The organism is Salinivibrio sp. IB872, from assembly GCF_001995345.1.
GTDB lineage: Bacteria > Pseudomonadota > Gammaproteobacteria > Enterobacterales > Vibrionaceae > Salinivibrio > Salinivibrio proteolyticus.
The window spans coordinates 17,135-42,480 of record NZ_MUFO01000029.1 but is presented as its reverse complement, the minus strand read 5'-3'; the positions used below and the strand labels follow the sequence as shown (position 1 = coordinate 42,480).

Annotated in this window: 21 protein-coding genes; 14 read left to right on the top strand and 7 right to left on the bottom strand. The window is 50.3% G+C overall.

The features are described 5' to 3' along the window. The 4 genes from BZJ18_RS12115 to BZJ18_RS12100 all read left to right on the top strand — a co-directional run. Window positions 1-721, top strand: a 721-nt coding sequence (locus BZJ18_RS12115; RefSeq protein WP_198532237.1) for a transposase, incomplete at its 5' end; no start/stop codon positions are given. 71 nt (window positions 722-792) lie between these two features. Further along, window positions 793-3,192: a DNA polymerase II gene (locus tag BZJ18_RS12110; RefSeq protein ID WP_443216509.1), complete on the top strand. Its 2,400-nt coding sequence runs from the start codon at window positions 793-795 to the stop codon at window positions 3,190-3,192. 59 nt (window positions 3,193-3,251) lie between these two features. Next, window positions 3,252-3,530: a DUF1289 domain-containing protein gene (locus BZJ18_RS12105; RefSeq protein WP_077457063.1), complete on the top strand. Its 279-nt coding sequence runs from the start codon at window positions 3,252-3,254 to the stop codon at window positions 3,528-3,530. Window positions 3,531-3,630: 100 nt separating this feature from the next. After that, entirely contained in the window at window positions 3,631-4,593 is a 963-nt protein-coding gene (locus tag BZJ18_RS12100) for an ion channel (protein ID WP_077457061.1), read from the top strand. A 32-nt stretch (window positions 4,594-4,625) separates the two neighbouring features. Here BZJ18_RS12100 and BZJ18_RS12095 read toward each other — a convergent pair whose 3' ends face one another. The 4 genes from BZJ18_RS12095 to BZJ18_RS12080 form a co-directional block, all read right to left on the bottom strand. Beyond that, window positions 4,626-5,351 carry a complement resistance protein TraT gene (locus tag BZJ18_RS12095; protein WP_077457073.1) on the bottom strand — a complete coding sequence of 242 codons (726 nt, stop codon included), beginning with the start codon at window positions 5,349-5,351 and terminating at the stop codon, window positions 4,626-4,628. Window positions 5,352-5,572: 221 nt separating this feature from the next. Further along, window positions 5,573-5,851 (bottom strand): 50S ribosomal protein L25, encoded by a 279-nt coding sequence (rplY, locus tag BZJ18_RS12090; protein ID WP_069588543.1) that lies wholly within the window; start codon window positions 5,849-5,851, stop codon window positions 5,573-5,575. A gap of 141 nt (window positions 5,852-5,992) precedes the next feature. Continuing rightward, complete coding sequence (locus BZJ18_RS12085; protein WP_077457059.1) at window positions 5,993-7,795, bottom strand: DEAD/DEAH box helicase; 1,803 nt, start codon at window positions 7,793-7,795, stop codon at window positions 5,993-5,995. Window positions 7,796-7,947: 152 nt separating this feature from the next. Continuing rightward, a complete protein-coding gene (locus BZJ18_RS12080; protein ID WP_077457057.1) occupies window positions 7,948-8,409 on the bottom strand; it encodes a GNAT family N-acetyltransferase in 462 nt (153 codons plus the stop codon). A 287-nt stretch (window positions 8,410-8,696) separates the two neighbouring features. Between BZJ18_RS12080 and rsuA the strand changes: the two genes are divergently transcribed. From rsuA to BZJ18_RS12045, 7 genes are all read left to right on the top strand, one after another. Beyond that, a complete protein-coding gene (gene rsuA, locus BZJ18_RS12075; protein ID WP_077457055.1) occupies window positions 8,697-9,392 on the top strand; it encodes a 16S rRNA pseudouridine(516) synthase RsuA in 696 nt (231 codons plus the stop codon). A gap of 42 nt (window positions 9,393-9,434) precedes the next feature. Continuing rightward, window positions 9,435-10,883, top strand: coding sequence for a Bcr/CflA family multidrug efflux MFS transporter (locus BZJ18_RS12070; RefSeq protein WP_077457053.1), 1,449 nt, complete (start codon window positions 9,435-9,437; stop codon window positions 10,881-10,883). Continuing rightward, the gene (locus tag BZJ18_RS12065; RefSeq protein ID WP_077457051.1) at window positions 10,880-11,536 is read left to right on the top strand and encodes a DUF2913 family protein; all 657 of its coding nucleotides are present in this window, start codon (window positions 10,880-10,882) and stop codon (window positions 11,534-11,536) included. The genes BZJ18_RS12070 and BZJ18_RS12065 overlap by 4 nt, the downstream gene beginning before the upstream one ends. Before the next feature lie 85 nt (window positions 11,537-11,621). Further along, window positions 11,622-12,998, top strand: coding sequence for an MATE family efflux transporter (locus BZJ18_RS12060; protein WP_274532564.1), 1,377 nt, complete (start codon window positions 11,622-11,624; stop codon window positions 12,996-12,998). A 149-nt stretch (window positions 12,999-13,147) separates the two neighbouring features. Beyond that, complete coding sequence (locus BZJ18_RS12055; RefSeq protein WP_077457047.1) at window positions 13,148-13,819, top strand: ABC transporter ATP-binding protein; 672 nt, start codon at window positions 13,148-13,150, stop codon at window positions 13,817-13,819. Next, window positions 13,800-16,259 carry an ABC transporter permease gene (locus tag BZJ18_RS12050; protein ID WP_077457045.1) on the top strand — a complete coding sequence of 820 codons (2,460 nt, stop codon included), beginning with the start codon at window positions 13,800-13,802 and terminating at the stop codon, window positions 16,257-16,259. The genes BZJ18_RS12055 and BZJ18_RS12050 overlap by 20 nt, the downstream gene beginning before the upstream one ends. 27 nt (window positions 16,260-16,286) lie before the next feature. After that, window positions 16,287-17,393 carry a lipocalin-like domain-containing protein gene (locus BZJ18_RS12045; protein WP_077457043.1) on the top strand — a complete coding sequence of 369 codons (1,107 nt, stop codon included), beginning with the start codon at window positions 16,287-16,289 and terminating at the stop codon, window positions 17,391-17,393. Window positions 17,394-17,399: 6 nt separating this feature from the next. On the opposite strand, the gene cra is transcribed toward BZJ18_RS12045, so the two are convergent. After that, complete coding sequence (gene cra, locus BZJ18_RS12040; protein WP_077457041.1) at window positions 17,400-18,413, bottom strand: catabolite repressor/activator; 1,014 nt, start codon at window positions 18,411-18,413, stop codon at window positions 17,400-17,402. Between the two features lie 460 nt (window positions 18,414-18,873). Here cra and fruB point away from each other — a divergent pair, with 460 nt between their 5' ends. From fruB to fruA, 3 genes are read left to right on the top strand one after another with little or no spacing between them, the layout of a single operon-like run. Next, complete coding sequence (gene fruB / locus BZJ18_RS12035; protein ID WP_077457071.1) at window positions 18,874-20,046, top strand: fused PTS fructose transporter subunit IIA/HPr protein; 1,173 nt, start codon at window positions 18,874-18,876, stop codon at window positions 20,044-20,046. Further along, on the top strand, window positions 20,043-20,999 hold the full coding sequence (gene pfkB / locus BZJ18_RS12030; RefSeq protein WP_077457039.1) for a 1-phosphofructokinase: 957 nt from the start codon (window positions 20,043-20,045) through the stop codon (window positions 20,997-20,999). Before fruB ends, pfkB begins: the two co-directional genes overlap by 4 nt. A 25-nt stretch (window positions 21,000-21,024) precedes the next feature. Beyond that, window positions 21,025-22,758 (top strand): PTS fructose transporter subunit IIBC, encoded by a 1,734-nt coding sequence (gene fruA / locus BZJ18_RS12025; protein ID WP_077457037.1) that lies wholly within the window; start codon window positions 21,025-21,027, stop codon window positions 22,756-22,758. Between the two features lie 59 nt (window positions 22,759-22,817). Here the strand turns inward: fruA and BZJ18_RS12020 are convergent, their stop codons facing one another. Next, window positions 22,818-24,263, bottom strand: a complete 1,446-nt coding sequence (locus BZJ18_RS12020) for a glyceraldehyde-3-phosphate dehydrogenase (protein ID WP_077457035.1) — start codon at window positions 24,261-24,263, stop codon at window positions 22,818-22,820. A gap of 392 nt (window positions 24,264-24,655) precedes the next feature. Next, window positions 24,656-25,339, bottom strand: coding sequence for a DUF3334 family protein (locus tag BZJ18_RS12015; protein ID WP_077457033.1), 684 nt, complete (start codon window positions 25,337-25,339; stop codon window positions 24,656-24,658). Window positions 25,340-25,346: the final 7 nt, after the last annotated feature.

The window sequence follows — 25,346 nt, the reverse complement described above, 5'->3', positions numbered from 1 at the left end:
TGTGATGTCGAGCCGAACGGGCCAAGTTCTCGCTGTTGCCGACGGTAAAAGTGAACAAAGCTTAGCAAACTGCTATCGAGTGCTGCCTAACATCTCTAAACAACAGGTCCGCTCAGTCTCGATGGATATGAGCCAAGCTTTTATGAATGCAACCGAGTCCTTCTTTGGCTCACGATCTAAACGCCTGATTGCAGTTGATCATTTCCACGTAGCAAAAGTGCTCACCAAAGCTGTTGACGATGTTCGCAAGCAAGAGGTTAACCGTCTACCGCCATACCTTAAACGAGAGTGCTACAGAACGCGTTATGGCTGGCTCAAAAGAAATAGAAACCTCACAGGTCGCCTGAGGGAGCGTATAAACAGATTGGCCAAGCTCATGATAGATACAAGCCTTAGCTGGTTGCTCAAAGAGCAAGCAATACTGATCTGGTACGGAGGTTCGATCAGAAGCGCAAGGAATCAATGGCTAGAGTGGCTTGCTTTAGTTAAAGCAAGTGGAATTAAACCATTGATGGCAGCAGCGGCGACAGTGAAAAAGCACTTACCAGCAATCCTTAATGCAATGCGGCTTAAGGCATCGAATGGCTTGGCGGAGGCTATAAATGCCAAAATCCAATACATGAAGCTTAGAGCCAAAGGCTTTAGAAACAAACAACGGTTCAAGACAGCGATACTGTTCTATTTTGGGGGGCTTGATATGACTTTCCACCACATCCGGTGAAGAGCCTTATCTATACAGTGCTTTTGTCGGTTTGTTACACTCTTAGGATGATTTCTTGGGTTAGATGCTAAATAGTGGCTTTATCGACAACGTCTCAACCGTATGTTCAAAAAGGGTTCGTTATTACGCGCCAACAACGTGATCGAGGCGAATCGAGTACCATCGTGCTGTGGCTCTCTACACCTGATGGTCCGGTTAAACTCTGTATTGAGAATCAACAAAGCGTCTTTTTTATCCCCCAAGAAGAGCAACAACGTGCACAAGCACTGCTTCCTTCTGTCGACCCGCACGCTTACTGCAAAACCGTCCCGTTGGCGACCTTTCAACATATTCCTTTGGTCGCCTGTTACCTCAGTACCGTCAAACGCGCCCAAGAAGGGCAACGTGTATTAAGTGGCGCCGCCATTCCACTCTATGAAGGGGATTTGCGTCTTGCGGATCGCTATCTAATGGAGCGCTATATTTGTGGCAGCTTGCTGTTTACCGGTAATGCGCGTCAGCGAGCAGGTTACCTCGAAGTGACCCAAGGTAAAGCAAAGGCGCAGGCGTATACGCCACAATTACGCCATGTATCACTGGATATTGAATGCTCAGAAAAAGGTCAGCTGTACTCGATTGGTTTAGACAGTGACATGGATAGCCGCGTGATCATGGTCGGGGCACCACAACCCGACGCCCCCGCATGGATAGAATGGGTTAGCGACGAAGTCGCCTTGTTATCGGCGCTTGAGCGCTGGTTTAGCACCTATGATCCCGATGTAGTGGTGGGATGGAACGTCATTGATTTTGATTTCCGTTTGCTGGTCAAGCGCGCGCAGCGTCACCAAAAGTCACTCCGTATTGGCCGCGGCGGTGAGAGTGCCTATTGGCGAGAAGGAAATGCCAATAAGTCTGGCTTTATTAGTTTGGCGGGACGTGTGGTCATTGATGGAATTGATGCGCTGAAAACAGCGACCTATGGTTTTCGCTCTTGGGCGCTTGAGTCAGTCGCGCAAACGCTGCTTGGTGAGGGAAAGGCCATCGACGATCCGCATGATCGTATGGCGTCTATCAATCGCATGTTTCATCACGATAAAGTCGCGCTCGCTACCTATAACTTGCAAGACTGCCGATTGGTTAATCGCATTTTTGCCCATACGCATTTGCTTGATTTTATGATTGAGCGCTCGCGCCTCACCGGTGTCGAGCTAGATCGGGTCGGAGGTTCTGTTGCCGCGTTTACCAACTTGTATCTCCCGCGCTTACATCGCTCGGGGTATGTGGCGCCTAATTTGGCCAGCGACGGTTGGATTGCAAGCCCAGGCGGCTATGTAATGGACTCTAAACCCGGCCTTTATCACTCGGTGCTGGTGTTGGATTTTAAGTCGCTATACCCGTCTATTATTCGTACGTTTTTGATTGATCCGCTAGGGCTGGTTGAAGGCTTAAAGTCACAACAAGTAGGCGAAGAGCACGATATTGTGCCCGGCTTTCGCGGTGGTGTGTTTCACCGAGAAAAGCATTACTTGCCGGCATTGATTGATGATTTATGGCAAGCTCGCGATCGCGCTAAAAAAGCGGGAGAAAAAGCCTTCTCACAAGCGTTAAAAATCATCATGAACTCGTTTTATGGGGTGCTAGGATCGTCAGGGTGTCGTTTCTTTGATCACCGACTAGCGTCGTCGATTACGATGCGGGGGCATGAGATTATGAAAACCACTCGTGAACTGATTGAGGCACAAGGCTATGAAGTGATCTATGGCGATACAGACTCGACCTTTGTGTCCTTGGGCGGTGATAAGGCGAGTGAGGACGCTGATGCTATTGGTCAATCGCTGGTTGATCACGTTAATAGCTGGTGGCGTCAGCACCTACAAGACACTTATGCTCTTGAATCGGCGCTAGAGATTGAGTATGAAACCCATTACCAGCGTTTTTTGATGCCCACCATTCGAGGCCAAGAGACCGGTAGTAAAAAGCGATATGCGGGTCGCGTTGTGGACAGGGAATCGGGTCGCGCTGAGAWCGTGTTTAAAGGTTTGGAAACGGTGAGAACCGATTGGACACCGCTTGCACAGCAATTTCAGCAACAGCTCTATCAACGCGTCTTCGATGGCGAAGAGGTGGACGAGTTTATTCGTGAGCTGGTGACCAGTACTAGCAAAGGCGAGCACGATGAGCGCCTAGTATACCGTAAGCGGCTTCGTCGTCCGTTATCGGAATATCAAAAGAATGTGCCGCCCCATGTGCGCGCGGCACGCTTAGCTGATAGCGAAAATCATCAGCGTGGGCGCGCTCAGCAGTATCAACGCGGTGGCTGGATTGAATACGTGATCACCGTTAATGGCCCCGAACCCCTTGCTTACCGGCGTAGCCCGATTGATTATCAGCATTATATTGATAAGCAGCTTAAGCCCGTTGCCGATGGTATTTTGCCGTTTATTGGTAAAGAGTTTGATACCTTAGCCTTGCCACAATTAGGCTTGTTTTAACCAAACTTGCATTTCTGCCCTGTGCCCGCTTGAATGAATAGACGAGCAGGGAGGTAGACGTGGAACAACTGGATTTCTTCGAGGTGCCAAGTCCATGCAAAGGCATCTGCGAAGTGAACAATAAAGGCTATTGCAAGGGGTGTTTTCGCAGTCGCGAAGAACGCTTTCATTGGTTTGAATTAACCAATGAACAAAAACGTAATGTTGTTCGCCTTTGCCATCAGCGTTATGAGCGCATCATGCGTGCCAAGCGCAAACAGATGCGCGATGCTGCCTTAAATACTCAACCGATCCCGCAACAACCCTCATTGTTTGATGATGAGGACCCCACCCAGTAAGCATTGGGCTCATCGTTCTCTTTCTGGCTTTGATTATTTCACTGGTCATAAGTGGCGCCATTACCGAGTGTTTCTAAACTTAGGTAAGGAGGGCGAGGGCATGCGCAGTCAAACTTGTTCATTTAAAAGCAGCAAAGGCTGGTGTTGCGATCAGCCAGCCGGACAGTCCGGGCTATGCTATTGGCATGATCCGGACATTGATAAATGTGGTCATGACGTAAAAGCCGACGTGGAAAAATGGGCGGCATCAGGAAAACCGCTTGATGGCTTTCAACTGGCGCGAACTGACCTGACGGACATTGATTTGGTAAACCGAGGAAGTCGTGAAGGCTACTCGTGCCAAGGCGCGGATTTTTATCGGGCAAACATGGCTGAAGCGCATTGCTTTGGATTGGATTTACGCGGCGCCTCATTAATGAAAGCCAACTTGCTACGCGCGAATTTAAACTGTGCACGGCTAGATGGCAGCAATTTGTTAGGCGCTGATCTGGCTCGTGCAGGCCTTGAGAATGTGGACTGGGGAAAAGAGCTTAAGCAAGAACGACTGGCCTACAAAGAGCGTGATCCGGCAAGGCGAAAATCGTTATTTCAAGAGGCCGAAGAAGTTTGCCGAAACGTGCGCAAGCAATGCGAAAAGCAGGGGTTATTTGAAATCGCTGGGTATTTTTTTAAAAAAGAGATGCGGTTTCGGCGCTACCAAATGCCTAAGTTGAGTTTTCGACGTTGGCTTTCCAAGATTGTTGATCTCTTTTGCGGCTACGGTGAAGATCCGCTGCGCGTGGTGGTCTTTTCGGTTCTGGTGATTGTGTCGTGTGCGCTCGCGTATTTTGCCCTTGGCACCACACAAAGCAATCCCATCTATCCGTATGTGACTGGCTGGCAGCGATACTTTTATGAATTGTTGAACGCGGTATATTTTAGTGTTGTCACCTTTACCACCCTCGGCTACGGTGATATATCTCCTCACGGCGTGGCGCGTTTTATTGCCGCCTTTGAAGCGTTTCTTGGCAGCTTTACGATGGCGTTATTTGTTGTCGTATTTGTGAAAAAGATGACGAGATAAAAGCGCGCCTCGGTGAAGCGCGCTTAGTCACTTTATAGAAGCCCACTGATCGACTGCACTAAGCCTTGCTTCAACACAGGCTCAGCCTCAGCAAACTCTAGGTTAACTTTATTGGCAGTGGAAAGAACACGTGTTTGATATCGTTTCCATTGTGTTTCTTGGGTTGATGTTACGACCTTCTTACTGTTCGTGCCTTGCGCAAGTTGAGAATCAAGCGCTTCAGTTACTACGACACCTGCAGAGGCGCGCTCTGAGATTTGTAGGTCGGTAATCATTGAATAATAAACGTCCTCAACCAACGCATCAGCAACCAAGCCAATAGCCGCACCTGCGAGAGATGTTGCACCTCGGCCTGAACCGCCGCCAAATTGAGCACCAACAAGGGCGCCACCAACGGCGCTTCCAAAGCCCTGAGATAGGAAGTTTTCGCTATCACGCAGATCTGATTTACCGACTTGCAGAATATTCGCTTGGATCATGTAGTGAGCTTTATCTGGATTGTCGAGGACTTTATATCCGCGGCTTTCAATATTCGCTTTAATATCAGACTTAATATCGAGATTAGGCTTATCGGAAGTGTTGCGAATTTGTAAGAACACGGTGCGTTTTGAAGGAGCCACTGGGTCTAAAAAGACGGTGTTACTCATTTTGGTTTGCACATCAAGGTTACGTTTTTTAACGAGAGTATTGGTGGCTGAGCAGCCCGTTAACATTAACGCCAAGGACATAAATGCAACAACAAAAATGCTTTTTTTCATGGTGGGATATAACATGTGTATTAAAAGGGAGGCTAAGTTAATCAACTTAATAGTCAAATTGGAATGCTGTTATCACGTTCATTCTCCCTTTTTTGATCTAGGTCTCCATTTATGACATTTTCATGACATGTAAACCTTACTTTTGCGCTAGGTCATGAATGCTCGGGATAAAAAAAAGACGCCCGTGGGCGCCTTTTATCACATCATTATTCGCTGAGGAATTAGATGCGGATGAAGTCCATGTGTTCAACTTTTGGCTTGAACGGGTGACGTTGGATGTCTTGTGGCTTCACTTTAACTTCTTGGCCATCGATAACCAGGATGATGCCTTCGTAGAACTCAGGCTTGTCCATTTGGTTAACAACAACTGGGTGGTCAAGTGCGATAGATACAGGCTCTTGGTTACCACCGTAAACGATAGCAGGGAATTTCTTCTGATGACGCAGGCGGCGGCTCGCACCTTTACCTTTCTCTGCGCGTACTTCAGCTTCGAATTTCATCATAATTAATAACTCTCTTTAGAGTGAAAATACAGTACTGAGCGTAGCGACCTAACTCAGTACCCAAAAACGAGCGCGGATATTAGCACTGCTTGGGGGGTAAAACAAGCCATAACGCGCAGGATGGCGCAATCGCGTGCGTTAGAGGTCGGCATCGGCGAATTGTTGGCCGCGACTTTGGGCAAGCAATGCATCAAGGCGATCTTGCGAGAGAAACTCATCAACATCAAAAATCTTTTGGCGTAAGTGCCAAAAACGTCCTTGTTTGCGCGCGACGATAAAGTCCGGTGCCCGAAACCTGTGTTGTGCCGCCGCAATTTTGGTTGCGGCCGTGTCGGTAAAGGGGCGGTGTCTATCGATCAAGTGGGGGCGGACAAAGCGTGCTAGCACATCCTGCTTTTGTTTCTTAGTTGCAAGCGGCCATACTTCATGAAGATCTGTTCCGTCACTGGTGTGATAGGTCACTTTCAACTGAGGTTTTTGATAACGGTTTTTTCCTGCAGTGAGTGATAGATCCACACAAGCCATCACCAGTGCATCTTTGAGTTTAAGTGCTTCACGGAGCTTTTTGTCCGGATCGACCAATGGATTATCACACTGATGACAGCGCCGCGCGGCGATATCGTTATCAGCACCGCATTCATCGCAGAATTTGGCGCGAAAACGGTAACCACATATTTCGCGTTCGCCGTCGTCGTCTTCCAAGTACCCTTGGCATTGACGACCATAATGCTCAATCAAAAAACCATTGTCGTCGAGTTTCCCCCAGAAGCTGTTATTAAATCCACAGGCAGGGCAAGGAACGGTAACGAGTTCACTGTCGCTATCTGGCTTTGGCATGCCGATTTCGGGTTGATACAAGTCGTAGACGTTGCCGGCATAATCGAGGATTAAACAGTCTTTTTTCCCGGGAGAAAGGCGCAAGCCACGGCCAGCAATTTGTTGATACAAACTGACTGATTCGGTTGGACGTAAAATGGCAATTAAATCGACGTGAGGGGCATCAAACCCTGTGGTTAGAACAGAAACATTGACCAAGTATTTGAGCTGCTTTTGCTTAAAGGCTTGGATCAGCGCATCGCGTTCAGGACCGGGGGTATCACCAATAATCAAGGCGGATTCTTGTGGAGGCAGTAGCGCGAGCACTTCCTTCGCGTGATTGACGGTCGCGGCAAAAATCATGACGCCCTGACGCTGCTTGGCATAGGACATTACCTGCTCAATGATTTGCGGCGTTGCGCGTGGTGCATTGGCCACGACCTTCTCTAAATCGGCTTCACGGTAGTAACCGTTGGCGGTGCGAGAGACTTGCGAAAAGTCGTAACTGAGTAAGGGAGCATCCAGCACATGGGCAGGGGTTAAAAATCCTTCATCGAGCAAATGGCTAATTGGTAGCTCGAAGACGCAGTCACGAAAAAAACGCGCTTCGGTGGTGCGGACTTTTCCACTGGTGTGATACTGATAAATCCAGCCTTGGCCCAGCCGATAGGGGGTCGCAGTGAGTCCCAATACTTTTAATCCGGCATTCACGCTTTGTAAATGGCTAATGACGCGGCGGTAGCTACTATCTTGATTGTCAGGTACGCGGTGGCACTCGTCGATAACCAGCAGCGAAAACTGATCCGCGAATGCTTCCAAGTTGCGTACCACCGATTGTACTGAGGCAAACACCACTTTCTCGTGTGATTCTTTTCGTCCCAACCCTGCGGAGAAGATGCCTCCGGTTAGCCCATATCCTTCATATTTAGCATGATTCTGTTCGACGAGCTCTTTTACATGGGCGAGTACGAGAACGCGTCCTTTCGCGATGCGAGCAAGCTCTGCAATCACCAAGCTTTTGCCTGCGCCTGTGGGGAGTACGGCGACGGCAGGCGTGCTGTGACGACGAAAATAATGAAGCACACCTTTAACGGCGTCAGACTGATAAGGACGAAGGGTATACATAATAATCAGTAGTCAGGGTTATTCTCAGTGTATTGGAGTTAACCACCAAAAGCGTTGGCGGTTCGCGGTGGTTGGCGATGAATTTGTTCCACAAAAAACGGCCCTTTTAAGGCCGTTTAATTTTACTGACTTATGGGGCGAGGTACAGGACTTTACAGGCGCTTTGACATAATGCAGTGCTGACGGCGAGGTTGGTAATCAAATTGCTCATAAAACAAGCGGGCACCTTTGTTACCAATGTTGACCTCGAGGATCACCGCGACACAGTCATGCTGCTTGGCGGTCGCTTCGACCAAGGGGATCACTTGAGAGCCGACACCTTGGCGCCGCCAGTTTTGTGCGATAAAAAACTGATCAATCACGCCCACGCTGCCACCATTTTCAACGCTAAAGCTGTACACCAAGACCAAGTAGCCAATGGTCTCGCACTCGCCATTATGCTCAACATCAATCAGAAATACAGCCCCACGCTCTGGTTGTGAGAGTAGCGTTTTAAACGCTATTTCTACAGGTTCGCGTTCGAAGGGAAGCGCTTCATGCTCGTGCTGCGCGCGCGACATGGCGATTAGCGTTTCAAAAGCATTAGCGTCCGGCTGGCGAAGAGAAACAATCATAGTGTTACCTTATTTATCACTGATTAGTCGAGAGACGTCAGTATCATACCCAGTCATTAGTTAGGCTCAATCGCCACAACGTGTTGCATTGGCACGATGTGACGGACTCGTCGTCTCAACAAAAAGCCTGCGTGAGGCCTTGCATCTAATTTGTGGATTGGCGATAGCATGAGACAAGTTTATGTCACGGCCGTTCAGTATGCAGGTCAATCCATTGAAACTTGATCTGTGTCTTACTGCCTATGTGACGTATAATCGCCGCAAATACAGGTGTAACGAGCAGTCACATGCGATTAGATAAGTTTTTATGTGAGACCTTAGGGGTGACGCGAAAGCAAGCAGCACGCGTTCTGAAAAGTGAAGCGATTACGGTCAACGGTGAGGTGATCAAATCTGGCGCCGTTAAAATCAGCGACGATGCTGAGGTTGAGTTTGAAGGCCAGCGACTGATGCTGTCCGGGCCGCGTTACTTTATGATGCACAAACCCGCGGGTGTGGTTTGTTCCCATGAAGATGCGTTCAACCCCACGGTGTTTGTGCTTTTAGAAGAAGTGAATGCGGAGAAACTGCATATCGCTGGCCGATTAGACGCTGATACAACAGGCTTGCTGTTATTAACCGACGATGGACAGTGGTCACACCGCATTACTTCACCCAAGCATAAATGTGATAAAACCTATCGTGTATGGTTAGCGGACCCACTCGCCGATGATGTCGCCGCTCAGTTTGAGCAGGGTGTTATGTTACGCGGTGAAAAAGAAGAGACCTTACCAGCGAAGCTCGAAAAGGTGGATGAGTGTGAGGTGCTGCTGACTATTCAAGAAGGGAAGTACCATCAGGTGAAGCGCATGTTTGCTGCGGTGGGTAACCGTGTTGAGGCATTGCACCGTGAGTCTGTTGGGCCGCTATGTTTGGACGACTCTCTTGAGCCGGGCGAATATCGCCCATTGACCGCTGATGAAGTGGCCATGTTTATCAAATAAAAGTACGCCTTAGGCATTCCGTTACCCGCACAGGGGCGAAAAATGGGGTGTCTTTTTCAGGAGTCTGTCAGCCAGACTCCTTTATATTCCCGCCGAACACTGTTTTTTGTTGCGAGAGAGACAATCTGCGCCCAGATTTCATGCTGGGTGTCGTTGCTTATTGCGCTATGCAATAACAACAAAAAGAAAGACATTCTTTCCCGCACAGAAACAATAAACTGTTACAATTCGATCTACCTCACGTTATTTCCTATTGCTCTGTCTTTCACGTTAAGGAGTGTTATGTCGCAATCATCGGCTGTCACGGCGTCACCGACACAACTCAGTTGGCTTTTGATTATCATTTTGGGCGCGATCGCGGCGCTGACACCACTTGCCATCGATATGTATTTGCCTGCAATGCCAGCCATTGCTAGCGATTTGGGAGCACCCAATAGTGCGGTGAAGTCAACCCTAGTGGCATATACGGCCGGATTTGCGATTGGCCAGCTTTTTCACGGGCCAATCTCCGACAGCTATGGACGCAAGCCGGTTATGCTTGGCGGGGTGATACTGTTTTTTATCTGCGCTGTCGTCAGTGCGCTCGCCGAAGACATCAACGTATTGATGCTGGCTCGCTCTACCCAAGGCTTTGCTGGAGCCGCGGCCGCCGTGATCATTCAAGCTTTGGTGCGTGATATGTTCGAGCGTGAAGAGTTTGCACGCACCATGTCATTTATCACCTTGGTGATGACCATTGCACCGCTTGCTGCTCCCATGATTGGCGGCTATTTGCTGACGTGGTTCGATTGGCGTGCGATTTTTTGGGTATTGGCCGGCTGGGCGTGTTTTGTGATGGTCTGTATTGTGGTGAAAATTCCCGAGACCTTGCCCCAAAATCATCGTCCGCCGCTGCGTATCGGAGCTTCACTGCGTAACTATGCGCGTATGCTGAAAACGCCATTTGCCGTCGGTATGATCTTTTGCTCTGGCTTCTCTTTTGCCGGCATGTTCTCGTTTCTTACTGCCGGCTCGTTTGTTTATATCGACTATTACGGCGTCAGTGCGAAGGCATTTGGTTATCTGTTTGGCCTTAACATTGTTTGTTTGATCATCATGACCTTTTTGAATGGTCGGCTGGTGCGCAAAATGGGCTCTCACTGGATGCTGCGTTTCGGCTTGACAATTCAGCTGGTTGCCGGTATCGCGATCGCAGTCTGTCAGTGGTTAGACCTTGGTCTTTGGGGAACCGTGATCCCAGTGATGACCTACGTCGGTGTGATCTCGACCATCGGCAGTAACAGCATGGCTTGTTTACTGTCTTGTTATCCCCAAATGGCCGGTACGGCATCGTCGTTGGCAGGGACGATGCGCTTTGGTATTGGCTCGTTAGTCGGGGCTGGGGTAGCAGTCGTTTCTGATGGCACGCCGTGGGGGATGATTGGCGCTATCGCGATTTGTGCGATACTCTCTGCCGCTTTCTATTGGTTACTCGCGCGAAAAGAACCATGAGTTACGTGACCCATATCCAGACGGTAGTGAATACCGCGTTTGCAGACATTGAAGCCGCCATTACGGCGCGAAAACTCGTTGATGCTCCCGCTGCTCGAGAAGCGTTTTTAGGACGTTGGGTGGCACAAGCGGCCAAAAAACAGCGCTTTCATCATAGTGTGAAAGCCGATTTACAACGTTGGATGCAGCGAGCCCGTAGTGCGGGCACCAAAGCGGCGTTAGAAGCGGAATTTCGTCAAATTCAATCGGTTTACCAAGCTTGGTTCCCGGTAAGTGCGCCGGCTAACGCCGTGATGCATACCCAGCTATGCCAGCTAATCGATGCGGCAAAAGCGGCGCAGTGGATGGTGCATACTGACGCTACCATTGACCGCAAAGTAAGAGTGATCTCTGACGGGCAGCATTCATTGGCAGTGTGTTCCGATGCGACGCAAGCGGCTTTTGACTCAGAGGGCGTATTGGTTAAGCCGTTAAGTGTGTACGTGCGTGGCCCAGAAAACACCTTTATTGGTTGGGCACATCAAGCAGGATTAGCACCGACGAAAGTGACTGCCTATAAGTCAATTGTTAAATACCATGCCGAGTATCTCATTTGGCCGCAAAACCAAGCAGATAGTTTGATGGTGATGCCCGCACAGACAACCCAAAAATAATCGATATAAACCGCCAGTTGGCGGTTTTTTCTTCATATAAAGGCAAGTAAACTAAGGCCATTCTCGTTGTTGCGTGGAGTCGCCTGTGTCTGCCTTGTCTCGTCCTTTCTTTGATGCTGTTTTTCTCAAGCGTTTACTGTTAATTGCTATTCCCATTGCGCTGCAAACCATGATGTTTTCCAGCCGCAGCTTGGTGGATATTTTGATGGTGGGGCAGTTGAGTGAAGCCGATGTCGCGGCGATTGGCATCGCCGGGAAAGCGATGTTTGTCTCAACGTTACTGATTTTTGGCGCGATGACAGGTGGATCCATGCTGGTTGCCCAGTATTGGGGCGCAGGTAATATGCAGGGCTTTCGCGAGAAAATTGCACTCACGGTGACCTTGACCAATGCCACCGCCGCACTCAGTGCACTCATTTTTTGGCTCTACGCAGATTCGATTATTAGTGTTGCCAGTGATAACCCTACTGTCATTGCGTTAGGAAAAGACTATCTGCAAATCGCGGGTCTGTCTCTTTTTTGTCTGGCCAGTGTGTCAGGGTTAGCTGCTGGCTTGCGCGCCATGCACAAGCCTGGGATCAGCACGTTTTTCAGTGGCGTGGGGATTAGCGTTAACATCCTCTTGAACTGGGTGTTTATTTTTGGCCACTGGGGGGCGCCTCAAATGGGCTCCAAAGGTGCCGCAGTCGCGACCGCATTGAGTGGTATTGTAGAAATGCTGGCTTTATACCTGTACTTGTACCAGCGCCAACATCTTGTTGCCTTTTCGCGCGCGGAATGGGTCTCGTCCCTCACACTGAAAGCCGTCAAGCGCTTCTTGGCATTGTCCTTGCCCACCGCCTTTAACTTTTTAATGTGGTCGTCCGGGTTGTTCGTTTATCACGCGATTATTGGACATGTGAATGAGGCCGGACTTGCCGCCATCGCGGTCATCACGCCGGTTGAATCCTTATCTTTGTCGTTTTTGATCGGCACGGCCAATGCCGCCGCCGTGTTGGTGGGGAATAATCTCGGCGCCAAGCAAACCGAGACTGCGTACCAACAAGCTTGGCAAGTGGGCGTGTTTAATTTTATTGCTGGTGTATTCATTGCGCTGGTGATGTTAGCTATTCAACCTTGGGTGCTAGGGTTTTTCCCTGCCTTGACCGGAGAAACGGCGCAAATCACCGGATACTTCTACTGGGCAATGTGCGCGCTTATCGTGGTAAAAACCATTCCGATGGCAATGATCGTTGGGGTGTTGCGTGCGGGTGGTGACGTGCGTTACTGCTTAGGGCAAGATTTTGTTGCCCAGTGGTTGATCGGTATTCCTGTGGTTCTGGCAGCCGCAGTCGTGTTTGAGTGGCCGGTCTATTGGGTTTATGCCTTATTGGCGACCGAAGAGGTGGTAAAGTGGGTCGGCTCGCTCATCCGTGTTAAATCCGGTGTATGGCTGAACAATTTGGTTAGCGACAGCAATTGATTTTGTTATCAAATAATAATGGGAAGCTGCCCACAGTTTTTAGCCCTTTTCTCAGCGTGTTAATTGGGGTACATTGCGAATTCGTTCAGACAGTGTGACTTACTTCTCGTTTATCGCTGCTATTTAGACGTTAAAGGGTACGGATTGGCATGTTAGCAATTAAGGCGCTGTGTAAGGGCTATCAGGATGGAAGTGATTTTCATCCCGTGCTGCAAGGTGCCGCTTTGTCTGTTTCTCCCACCCATCAATTGGCCTTGATGGGGGAAAGTGGGTCGGGCAAAAGCACGCTACTTAACCTGATTGCCGGCTTGGACAAAGCCGACAGTGGTGAAATCTGGTTTAATGATAAACCGCTTCATCAAATGAATGAGCGCGCGCGTACCCAATTTCGCCGCCAGAATATTGGCCTTATTTTTCAGCAATTTAACCTACTGCCAACCCTGACCATTGCCGATAACATCCGTTTTTGCCGTCAACTTAAAGGCTTGAAAGACGATGCAGCGCTGTGGCGTCAGATTGTCTCCCAACTTGATTTGATGCCGTTGTTGAATCGTTACCCCGAGGAAGCCTCGGGGGGGCAACAACAGCGCACTGCGATTGCGCGCGCGCTATATATGGAACCCAAGCTGTTATTGGCTGATGAACCAACGGGAAGCCTCGATGAGCGTAATGCGGATGCCGTCATGCGGCTACTTACCACATTAACGCGCCAACAAGAAGCGGGCCTGTTGGTGGTTACGCACAGTGAAACCGTTGCCAATTACTTACAAGGTAGCGTTATGCTGCAAGGGGGCGTGCTCAGTGTTCGGGCCCGTCGCTAATGCGTTATGGGGGCATTATCGCCGCCATCCTTTTCAAATATTACTCGTTTGGCTGGGGCTTACCTTAGGTATCGCCTTGTTGGTGGGCGTATTATCGATCAACCAACACGCGCAAAAAAGCTACCGAGAAGGGGCTAAGCTATTTAGTAATCCCTATCCGTTTAGCATCCATCATACCCAACGCATGCAGCGCGTACCGCAAGCGTTTTATATCGATTTACGTCGGGCGGGATTTACCCAATGTGTGCCGATCGAGCGTTTACAAGTTGTGACGCCGTCACTTGATGATCTCAACCTGATGGGCGTCGATACGATCGCGATGTTACCCATGCTCAGCGAAGGTGATGGCGGTGAGGGCATTTCTCCCGTCGATGCGATGTCTCCACCTTATCCCGTTTACGTCGGGGAAGCGATGGCGTCGCACAAGGGGTGGCAATCGGGAGAAATGATCCCCTTGCTAGATTATCCGGCGATTGGCCCGTTGCGTATTGTCGATAACGATGCGCTCAGTATGGGCACCTACTTAGTGGCGGATATGGCGCTATTGCGTGCCTTGTCTCCTCATGCCGGCATTAGTGAAGTCTTATGTGGCGCACTGAGTCAGGCCGAGCGCGAGCAGATCCGCCAATTATTACCCCCCGCTTTAACACTTGCGAAAACCCAAACCACCCAGTTAGGACCACTTACCAACGCATTTCACCTCAATTTATTGGCGATGGGATTGCTCGCGTTCGTGGTGGGGCTGTTTATTTTCTATCAAGCTATTTCTCTCTCAATGACCCAACGTCAGCCACTGGTCGGCGGCTTACGGCAATTAGGCGTAGACGGTCGGCAGTTGTCACTAGTGATGGCGATGGAGTTAGTCGGCTGGGTCATACTGGGTGTGATCAGCGGGAATGTGCTTGGGTTATTGCTGGCTAAACAACTGCTTCCTGCGGTCGCCACGACATTGTCTGACCTATATGGTGCCGAAGTTGACTTGATCATGCACTGGCAATGGCAGTGGGGATTATACWGTGTACTGTTAGCCTTGCTAGGTGCTGCAATGGCGTCGGCTTGGCCACTCATCCGCTTAATAAAAACGCCTTCGGGTCGCTTATCGCAGCGGATGACGTTATTACGTGGAACTCGCCGTGAGTTTTCGGTACAAGCGGTATTGGCGTTGTTGCTTGCGGTAGCCGCGTGGGGTGTGTCGTATTGGCCTAGTAGCCAGTGGCAAGGCTTTACGTTAATTGCGCTAACCATGCTAAGTGCCGCGTTGGTCTTACCCTATTTGTGTGGCGGCTTATTTCATCTATTGGCGCAATGGCACCAAGGCGCACGTTGGCGTTGGTTTTTTACTGATGCGGCGGCCAGTTTAAGTTATCGCGGTGTGGCAGCAATGGCCTTTATGTTGGCGGTGTCGGCACATATTGGCATGGAAACCATGGTGGGCAGCTTTCGTGCCAGCACCGAAACATGGCTACAGCAGCGACTCGCGGCGGATGTGTATGTTCGTCCTAGTAATGAGCTATTGCCCCGCATGGAATCTTGGCTGGTTAAGCAAGACAATGTCTCTCAGTTTTGGACAACGTACCGTCGTGAGCTTGATGCACCGCAAGGCCGACTAGAAGTCCTTTCGGTTGGAAATCGTCCCCTTGAGAAACAAGCATTGGCAATCAAGAACGCCCAACCGGATTACTGGTCGCAGCTCCATCAGCAACGAGCCGTATTACTCAGCGAGTCGCTGGCTGCAAAATTCGGTGTGGAAGCGGGTGAAATAGTGAACTTACCCGCCCCGATGGGAGAGCGATGGCAAGTTGCGGGTGTCTATTATGATTACGGGAACCCCTACGGTCAGCTAGTGGTTTCTGCGCGCGGTGACGTAGGAGGCTGGTTAACTGCTGGCAGGCCATCGATGGCGGTTGTCCTCGATCAAGGCGTTGAAAGCGACCTGTTTATTGCGCAGATTCGTCGGACATTCTCACTCAGTAACGGCCAAGTTCAAAACCAAGCCGATATCATGCAGTACGCGATGCGCATTTTCGACCGTACGTTTACGGTGACCGAAAGTCTGTGTGTATTGATGCTGATTGTTGCCATCAGTGGTCTGTTTTTCTCTACGTTGGCCACCGAATTGTCTCGCCAGCGTCAGTACAGTTTGTTGCGTTGTTTAGGTTTGTCGGGGCGCGAGTTGATTGCACTCGGAGGCGGGCAGTTGGTGATCCTAGGGGGTGCCAGCGCTGTGATCGCAATTCCGTTAGGGCTACTGCTGGCGGGGATGCTAATCCATGTGGTGCTCAAAGCTTCCTTTGGTTGGACGATGACCATGAGCTTTTTCCCGCTCACCTATGCCACCACTATCGGGCTATCAATGCTTGCATTAATGGTGGCTGGTGCTTGGCCCGTCTATCGCATGATGAAGCGTACTGCGGCCGTCTCTTTGCGTGACGCGCAGTAGCGGCAGGAGAGTTAAGGAGTTAGTGAAATGAAACTAAGTCGCAAACTGTTTGGCTCCATGCTGGTGATGATTGTAGCCATCGCGCTGGGAAGTCTGATTTGGTGGGGACGCCAGCCTGCGCCCCAAAGCAGCGCATCGACAGGCTTTGATGTGTTTGCCCAGCAGTCTGGTTTTCAAGCTGTGACCCCCGACTATCATCCCGAATACCCGAAAGATATGGCTGCCCATCCGGGCTTTGCCACGGAGTGGTGGTATTTAACCGCCACACTGGAAGATAGCCAAGGCCAAACCTACGGCGTGCAATGGACTCTGTTTCGCCGCGCGATTCGAGCCGAGCAGGCGCTTGGCTGGTCAAGCCCACAACTCTATATGGCACATGTCGCGATAACACGCGCTGATCAGCAGTGGGAAGCGGAACGGTTTGCCCGCGGTGGCATTGGTCAAGCCGGCGTGACGTTGTCACCATTTCAGGCGTGGCTGGATGATTGGCAATGGCAAGGTCAATCCGATCCTTTTCCGGCGACAGTTGAAGCACAATTTGAGGCACAGAATACTAAGGTGGGCTTTGCTCTGCAGGTTGAAGACAGTGGTCTGAGAGTGAAGCAGGGCGAGCAGGGGTATAGCATTCGTCATGAAAGTGCACCGTCGGCCTCTTATTATTTCTCGGTACCACAATTACGCATTACAGGCTCCTTGACGCTCGACGGCAAGTCTTTTTCTGTGACAGGGAAAGGGTGGTTTGATAAAGAATGGTCGAGCGGTGCCATGGCCGACGACCAATCCGGATGGGATTGGTTTGGTTTGAATCTCGACGATGGGCGCGCGCTGATGGTGACTCAGATCCGCGGTCCAAAGCCCTTTGTATTCGGCTCTTTGACCTCGGCCGATGGCAAGGTGCGATCACTTGATAAACATGCAATACGCATGGTGCCGGTCAATCACGCCACACTTTCCGATAAACGAACACTGCCCGTGGGTTGGCAAATACGTGTTCCCGATGAAGGGATCAACGTGACCACTCAGCCTCTAAACCCAGATAGTTGGATGGCGCTAAGCATCCCATACTGGGAGGGACCCGTGCGTGTCGAAGGGAGTGTGAGCGGCCGTGGCTTTATGGAAGCCACGGGTTACTGATCATGATTAGGTTAAACCGACCCAAGCTTGGGTTTGATGTGGGCGCCAAATCGGTTGACGCTCGACGGTGATCACGCCGGGTTGATTGTCGCCTTCGGCGGCTGAAATAGCGAGGCTTAACGCGGCATCGCTAATCGCATCAAACTGTTGTGGAAGCGACTGCACCCCAAAGGGTAAAAAGTCCAAGATGCGACTGTCCCCGAATGTGGCAAAGTATAAGGCGGTGGGCGCAATGCCTGTTTGCCGGATTGCATCCAATACACCCTCACATAGAGTGAATGAGGTGGTAAGCAAGGCATCGGGTAAATCGCCAGCGTCTATCCATTCAGTCATTAATCGTTGACCTTCGCTGCGGCTAAAGGCGTTGCCATAGCGCACTTGTCCGTCCACATTGCCGACTTTCAATGCGTTACGAAAGCCTTTTTCACGCTCTTGCGAGATGGCTAAAGAGGGGACGGCACCAATCAATCCCGCCTGATACACATCGCTAGGCGCAATAAGTGTCTCGGTTAATTGATACGCACCTTTGGCATCATCACTCAGTACATTGGCGAACTGGGTCGCGTCTAGTTGTCGGTCGATAGCCACCACAGGTGTGCCTTTTCGCTGCACATCAGGATAGAAAGCATTGTCCGCTGGCAAACACGAAGCGACGATCAATGCATCAATCTTTCGAGAAATCAATGTAGTGGCAACGGTTTGCTCGCGCTGAGGATCATCATCCGAGCCGGTGATAATCACTTGGTAGCCTTGATCATGGGCTTTACGCTCTAGCAATTTGGCCAAGAGGGCATAACTGCTGTTAGCAAGATCAGGAACCACCAATCCGAGGGTGCGTGTTGTTCCTGCCCGTAGGGCGGTTGCGGCACGGTTGGGTTGATAGTTATGTTGGTCAACAACCGCCATCACCCGTTCTCGGGTCTTAGCGCTGATCCGATAACGATCGGCTTTTCCGTTAATCACGTAGCTGGCCGTGGTGCGTGACACGCCGGCAAGGCGTGCTATCTCATCGAGCTTCATAGAAAGGATCCAGTATCAGGCCAATCGTTATTGATGGCTTTGTGAATGCGATCAAAGTTTGCACACATCCGATCGAGATTATGTTTGCATTATATGCTAAAACGATTCAGCCTTAAAGCTGAAAGGTTTCAGCTGTTCTGTATGACACTACTTTTATCACATATTTGCCAAAGACAGGACGGCTAAGCGTTAGACCGGATTCAACGTTGCGATAAATAGACCCAAAGACAACACCCTTGAGGTCTGACTGCAACCAAAAGCTGAAGCGATTCAGCTTGGCGTGAGTTGAGTGATACGAACCATCTCGCGTCTTCAAGGATTGAACAGAATGTGGGTCGATGATGCAGGCATCCGTCTGGCTCACCTTCTACGATTTACCATGCAGTTGCTGCGATGCGGTGATTGTAATGAGCCCAATATATTGCGTGCGCAAGGCGCACAAACGAAGAGGATTAACCTCATGTTCGCACTAACAGCACAAGATATCTATTTACAGCAGTCTGCCGCCTCGAAAGAAGAGGCGATCAAAGCTATGGCCACACGACTGATTGACAAAGGATTGGTCGCGCCCGGTTATCAAGCGGGTATGTTGGCGCGAGAAGCGCAAACGAGCACCTATTTAGGCAATGGTATTGCGATCCCGCATGGCACTACAGATACCCGTGATCAAGTGAAACAAACGGGCGTGCAAGTGTGTCACTTCCCACAGGGCGTGGACTGGGGAGACGGTGAAACCGCTTATCTTGCCATCGGTATTGCGGCGAAGTCAGATGAGCACCTGACAATCCTACGCCAATTGACCCACGTGTTATCACAAGACGGTATTGAAGCGCAGTTGAAACGTATTGAGAGCGCAGACGCTATATTGGCACTCCTCAATGGTGACACGAAGGACAATAATCAGGGTTTTACGTTTACCCCAGATATGATTTTAAGTGGTTTCCCAGCGCGAGATATCACCACACTGCAAGCAGCTGGCGCGGGACTTTTGAAAAACAGAGGATGCCTAGATACCTCAGGCGTTAGTCATCTGATTGCCGCAGCGCCTGTCCATTTGGGTGACGGGCATTGGGTGTTGGGCATTGCAAATGGCGTGTCTCACACTGGGGTGTCGTTAGTCATGCCTTCTGAGCCATTGAATATGGGTGAGCATGTTGCCCATGCTTTGTGGTGTTTTGCGGCGAATAATGACGCGCATATGGCCCTGCTCGCCAAGCTGACCCAACTCAAAGCAGAGGGTAAATTGAACAGCCTTATCAACCAATCACCTGACGCGCTTGTGTCGGCGGTTATGCACCCGGATGCCGCTGACGTTGAGACTGTGCAACCACCAGCATCAGCGGCGAAGATTGAGGGTGAATCTRGGCTATTTACCATTACCAATGCACATGGCCTGCATGCGCGACCTGGTGCCATGTTGGTGAACACCGCTAAAAAATTCAGCGCGGATATTCAAGTGGCCAATGCGTCCACCCAATCGGCTGCCGTCAACGCGAAGAGCTTGATGAAAGTCATTGCCCTAGGAGTAAAGCACGGCCATCAGCTTCAGTTTACCGCCCAAGGGAGTGATGCGCAGGAGGCGATAGCCGCCTTGGGTGAAGCTATTCGTCAAGGCTTAGGAGAACACGCATGAGTGCAATCTTAACCGTGACCTTTAATCCTGCTCTCGATATGACGGGAGCGCTTGGTATCTTGCAAGCTGGCGATGTCAACTTAGTGCAAAAGTACAACCTACATCCTGCAGGAAAAGGCGTGAATGTGGCGCGTGTGTTGGCTGATTTGGGCGCCCAAGTGACGGTATCTGGCTTCTTGGGTGAGGAAAATCAAGATCCCTTTGCGCACTTATTTGTTGAGCATGGCATTTGCGATCGCTTTTTGCGCGTACCGGGCGTGAGTCGAACAAATGTCAAACTGGTAGAAAAAGACGGTCGTGTCACGGATCTCAACTTCCCGGGAATGGCAGTGGAAGGGCGCGATATTGAGGCGCTTACGCATACCTTATTGGAATTAGCTGATGGGCATGACTGGATTGTACTGGCCGGTAGCTTACCGCCAGGCGTCAATGCTGATCAGCTCAGTGACTGGGTTCAGGCTCTCACCGAGGCCGGTAAGCAGGTGGTTGTAGATACCAGCCAACATGCGCTGCGTGCTGCGGTGTCCGCCAAGCCTTGGCTTGTGAAACCCAATGAAGCTGAGCTTGCTCAGTGCTTGAACGCGCCAATCAGTAATGAACTCGATACCTTGTTAGCGCGTGGTGAACAGCTATTCCAACAAGGGATTGCCAATGTGGTGATTTCTCGTGGTGTAGATGGTGTGCTGTGGCGCAACCATCAAGGTTGGCTGCAGGCCGTCGCACCTGCGCAAGAGGTCGTCAGTACCGTTGGTGCGGGAGATTCACTGGTTGCTGGTTTGGTATGGGGATGCCAAGCCGGTGAAGAAAAAGCGACGGTACTTCGTCGAGCGGTCGCGCTATCTGCGCTGGCGGTCACCCAAGTGGGTGTCGGTGTCTCTGATCTCGACCGTGTTTATCAAATGATAGAAAAAATTAGCGTGTCACCGGTCACTGTGTCCGCACACGCCGAATAAACAATCCAAGAGTGGGGTAAAAGGTATGAAACTGGTCATTGTGACGGCGTGCCCAAGTGGCGTCGCTAACACAGTTATCGCAGCAGGATTGCTTGAAAAAGCAGTCGGTGAGCGAGGCTGGCAAGCAACCATCGAATGTCAATCGAGCATTAAGGCGCCAACACCGGTCTCGTCTGAAGCGATTGCCGACGCGGAGCGTATTTTGCTCGTCGGTTCACCGGCGCAGACGGCACGTTTTAACGGTAAGCCGGTTTATCAGGCATCATTAAGTAATGTGATGGACAATGCGCAAGCGGTTCTCGACGGGGTGTCATCTCACGCTGAGGTTTATCAAGCGTCAGAGGAGCCTGAGGCGAATCAATCCATGCGTATTGTCGGTATCACCGCATGTCCGACCGGGGTTGCGCACACGTTTATGGCGGCTGAGGCGATTGAAGAGGCCGCCAAAGCGAAAGGCTACAGCGTTAAAATTGAAACACGGGGCTCGGTGGGGGCAAAAAATGCGCTGACTGACCAAGAAATCGCTGATGCGGATGTGGTGTTTATTGCCGCAGACATTGAGGTTGATTTAAGTCGCTTTGATGGGAAGCGATTATATCGAACCAGCACAGGCGTCGCGTTGAAAAAAGCCGCTCAAAGTCTTGATGATGCAGTCGCCAATGCTGAGGTCTACCACGCAGCCCAAAAACACACCAACGGACAATCGACTGCTAGCCAAGGTGAGCGGACGGGGGTGTATAAACACTTGATGACTGGGGTGTCGCACATGTTGCCACTCGTGGTCGCGGGCGGCTTGGCTATTGCACTGTCATTTGTGTTCGGCATTGAAGCATTTAAAGAAGAAGGCACATTGGCTGCCGCATTAATGCAAATTGGCGGTGGCAGTGCGTTTGCCCTGATGGTGCCTGTCCTCGCCGGTTTTATTGCCTTTTCTATCGCGGATCGTCCCGGTCTTGCTCCCGGCCTTATTGGCGGTATGCTCGCAGCCTCAACAGGCGCAGGGTTTCTTGGCGGGATTCTGGCGGGCTTTATCGCCGGTTACAGTGCCAAGTTTGTTGCTGATAAAGTGCAACTGCCTGCAACCATGGAAGCCCTCAAGCCCATTTTAGTGATCCCGTTGGTGGCAAGCTTATTCACGGGCTTGGTCATGATCTATGTGGTGGGTGGCCCTGTTTCGGTGGCGATGGATAGCTTAACCACCTTCTTGCAAGGAATGAACTCAACCAACGCAGTGATCTTGGGTGTACTGCTGGGTGCGATGATGTGCTTCGACTTGGGCGGTCCAGTGAACAAAGCCGCATACACCTTTGGTGTGGGTTTGATCGACAGTGGTACCTACATGCCAATGGCAGCGATCATGGCCGCAGGTATGGTGCCGGCGCTGGGTATGGGTCTGGCAACATTTTYGGCGAAACGTAAGTTTAACGATGCTGAGCAAGAAGCGGGTAAAGCCTCGTTTGTGCTGGGGCTGTGCTTTATCTCTGAGGGGGCGATCCCTTTCGCGGCTAAAGACCCAATGCGAGTTATTCCGGCGTGTATTGCTGGAGGCGCATTGACTGGTGCAATTTCGATGCTGATTGGCGCAAAATTAATGGCGCCTCATGGTGGATTATTTGTACTGCTTATTCCCAATGCAATCACCCCCGTGTTTATGTACTTGGCTGCCATCGCCGCGGGTACGTTAGTCACAGGGATTGTTTACGCGTTGATCAAACCTGTCAGTCAGCCATCGCAGCTGACGGCTGCAAAGCAGTCATAGTTTGCTCTCTGCTTAGCAAAAAAGGCCCATTCGGGCCTTTTTTTATGCTCTACACCTGATTACAGGCTTGCGGGTTCAGGGACCAATGGATAGCGAACGCCCATCATTTTCTCCATGCAATGAACCACTTGGCAGCTATAGCCAAATTCATTGTCGTACCAGATATACAGGACGCAACGGTTTCCATCCGCGATAGTTGCTTGGCTATCAACCACACCCGCAAAGCGAGAACCGATCAGATCGCTGGAAACCAGCTCAGTAGATTGGGTAAAGTCGATTTGGCCGGATAGCGGCGAATACAAGGCAACATCTTGAAGGTAAGCATTGATCTCATCTTTGCTCGTTGCGTTGTCCAAATTCAAATTGGCAATTGCCATCGAAACGTTTGGAGTAGGAACGCGTACAGAATTCCCCGTGAGCTTACCTTTTAACGCAGGTAACGCTTTCGCGACCGCACTGGCGGCACCGGTCGAGGAGAGCACCATATTCAAGGATGCTGAGCGACCACGGCGATCCCCTTTGTGATAGTTATCAATCAGGTTTTGGTCGTTGGTGAATGAGTGCACCGTCTCGATATGGCCACCATCAATGCCAAATTTGTCGTGCATGGCTTTAAGCACTGGCGTGATCGCATTGGTGGTACAGCTGGCCGCTGAGATAATCGCATCATCGTCGTGGATAACGTTATCGTTGACGCCGAATACCACGTTTTTGATATCGCCTTTGCCCGGTGCGGTGAGCAAGACCTTTTGGGCGCCCTTGCTTTTCAGGTGTTGGCTCAACCCTTCTTCGTCGCGCCACATACCCGTGTTATCGACCACTAATGCATTGTGAATACCATATTGGGTATAGTCCACATCCGCTGGGCTGTTGGCGTAGATCACCTGAATAAAGTTGCCATTTGCGATTAACGCACTACGGTCTTCATCAACGGTGATACTGCCGTTGAATGGGCCATGAACCGAGTCACGACGTAATAAACTGGCACGTTTTTCTAGATCGCCTTCGCGTCCACCACGCACAACAATAGCGCGTAAACGTAATGGATAGCCGGGACCGCTTTTCTCCACCAACAGTCGTGCTAACAAACGCCCAATGCGGCCAAAGCCATATAAAACGACATCTTTAGGCTCAACACTGTTGCCCGTTCCCACTAAATGGCCTAATTGACTGTGGAGAAAATCAGCGATGCCGTCTTGGTTGTCATGAGATTGCCAGTATGTCCAAGCCAGTTGGCCGACATCGATTTTACTTGGCGCGAGATCCATTTCCGCCATCACTTCAATTAAAGGCAAGGTTTGACTGGGTGCTAAAGTTCCTCCGGTGTAACGGCGGGCGACTCGGTGCGCTTTGATAATATCAATGGTACTGGCGTTGATCAGTTGACGGCCAAACAGTTGGATTTCGACCCCTTTTTGGCGATAAAGCTGGCTGAGCAGCGGATACATGGTTTCAGAGTGGTTTTGGCTAGTTTGCCAATCGAGTAGGTAGTGTTCTGGACTCATGAATCGACCTTTTTTCACGAATGATAATGGAGTGGGCAGGGTGCCCAGTAGGGTTTTGACTGATCTTTTGCCAGCCTTATGATTTTGTGGCGCAGTCTATACGATGCAGAATTATTCACCTACTAAAAATAACTGACGTATTAAATGAGGCAAACGATTAAAAAATGGCGAGATTTTTATTGAGGCTCATTCTTTTTGTGTGACATTGATCAAACTAAGATTGCGGTAGGATGCAAAAAGAAAGTTAATACATTGAGGTTGCGCAATGGTAAGAGTGTTTTATTTTATCAAGTAAAATTAGTTGCAGGTTTTACAAGGCGAGAGTGAGTCTCCCCAACCACTAACTATGGCGACGTTAATGGTTGGGGTGCCCGAGGTTCAAAGGGGAGTGATTAGATCCCTAATTCGTCGAGTAGGTCGTTATTACCGCCACCCGTCCCTTTTTTCTCGGTAGGTTTCTTCTCAAGCTGACGGACGGTTTCTTCTTCGAGAATCGCGTCTGGATTGACCTCTTCACCTTCTTCAAAGTCTTGTAACTGGATGAATTCAGTCCGCTCCATCGCCAGCTCTAGGTAGAAAATGTGGTTGTTTTCGGTGGTAAAGCTCACACGGCGCGCTTGTGGCTTATCAATGTTGCTGTCCACGGATACCGAGAGGTTTTTGTTCACCGCCATCATCTTCGGCTGATTCTGAGTGATAGAGGTTTGAATAGAGCGTTTAATTTTCCCTGTGAAGTCACCAATGATTTGGTTCATCAACTCGCCAAGTACGTCACCGACTTCATCGGATGTGTGCAAACTCGCAAGCTCTTCGGCAGGGATCCCCATGTGTTGCATATAGTTGTTGTAGATCTCCATTGCCGCAGCAGAGGAGAAGTTGATGACGACAAGGCCAGAGAAGCCGCCATCAAATAAAACAAAGCAGCCTAAATCTGGCTTTAAACTGGTTTTGGCAATTTTTTGTACCATCGCGGCGTGATGAACCGGCGAATTGGTGGCCTTGGTCAACACAGCGGTGGCTGACTGACAAAGCTTAAGTAATATGTCCTCGGAGGTGACGACCTGGGTTTTTCTCATTATTCAC

What these genes read in the sequence shown, in the direction of transcription:
- BZJ18_RS12100 (WP_077457061.1), top strand. Translation starts at nt 3,631, where the DNA reads ATGCGCAGTCAAACTTGTTCATTTAAAAGCAGCAAAGGCTGGTGTTGC.
- BZJ18_RS12095 (WP_077457073.1), bottom strand. Translation starts at nt 5,351, where the DNA reads ATGAAAAAAAGCATTTTTGTTGTTGCATTTATGTCCTTGGCGTTAATG.
- rplY (WP_069588543.1), bottom strand. Translation starts at nt 5,851, where the DNA reads ATGAAATTCGAAGCTGAAGTACGCGCAGAGAAAGGTAAAGGTGCGAGC.
- BZJ18_RS12085 (WP_077457059.1), bottom strand. Translation starts at nt 7,795, where the DNA reads ATGTATACCCTTCGTCCTTATCAGTCTGACGCCGTTAAAGGTGTGCTT.
- BZJ18_RS12080 (WP_077457057.1), bottom strand. Translation starts at nt 8,409, where the DNA reads ATGATTGTTTCTCTTCGCCAGCCGGACGCTAATGCTTTTGAAACGCTA.
- rsuA (WP_077457055.1), top strand. Translation starts at nt 8,697, where the DNA reads ATGCGATTAGATAAGTTTTTATGTGAGACCTTAGGGGTGACGCGAAAG.
- BZJ18_RS12070 (WP_077457053.1), top strand. Translation starts at nt 9,435, where the DNA reads ATGGGGTGTCTTTTTCAGGAGTCTGTCAGCCAGACTCCTTTATATTCC.
- BZJ18_RS12065 (WP_077457051.1), top strand. Translation starts at nt 10,880, where the DNA reads ATGAGTTACGTGACCCATATCCAGACGGTAGTGAATACCGCGTTTGCA.
- BZJ18_RS12055 (WP_077457047.1), top strand. Translation starts at nt 13,148, where the DNA reads ATGTTAGCAATTAAGGCGCTGTGTAAGGGCTATCAGGATGGAAGTGAT.
- BZJ18_RS12045 (WP_077457043.1), top strand. Translation starts at nt 16,287, where the DNA reads ATGAAACTAAGTCGCAAACTGTTTGGCTCCATGCTGGTGATGATTGTA.
- cra (WP_077457041.1), bottom strand. Translation starts at nt 18,413, where the DNA reads ATGAAGCTCGATGAGATAGCACGCCTTGCCGGCGTGTCACGCACCACG.
- pfkB (WP_077457039.1), top strand. Translation starts at nt 20,043, where the DNA reads ATGAGTGCAATCTTAACCGTGACCTTTAATCCTGCTCTCGATATGACG.
- BZJ18_RS12020 (WP_077457035.1), bottom strand. Translation starts at nt 24,263, where the DNA reads ATGAGTCCAGAACACTACCTACTCGATTGGCAAACTAGCCAAAACCAC.
- BZJ18_RS12015 (WP_077457033.1), bottom strand. Translation starts at nt 25,339, where the DNA reads ATGAGAAAAACCCAGGTCGTCACCTCCGAGGACATATTACTTAAGCTT.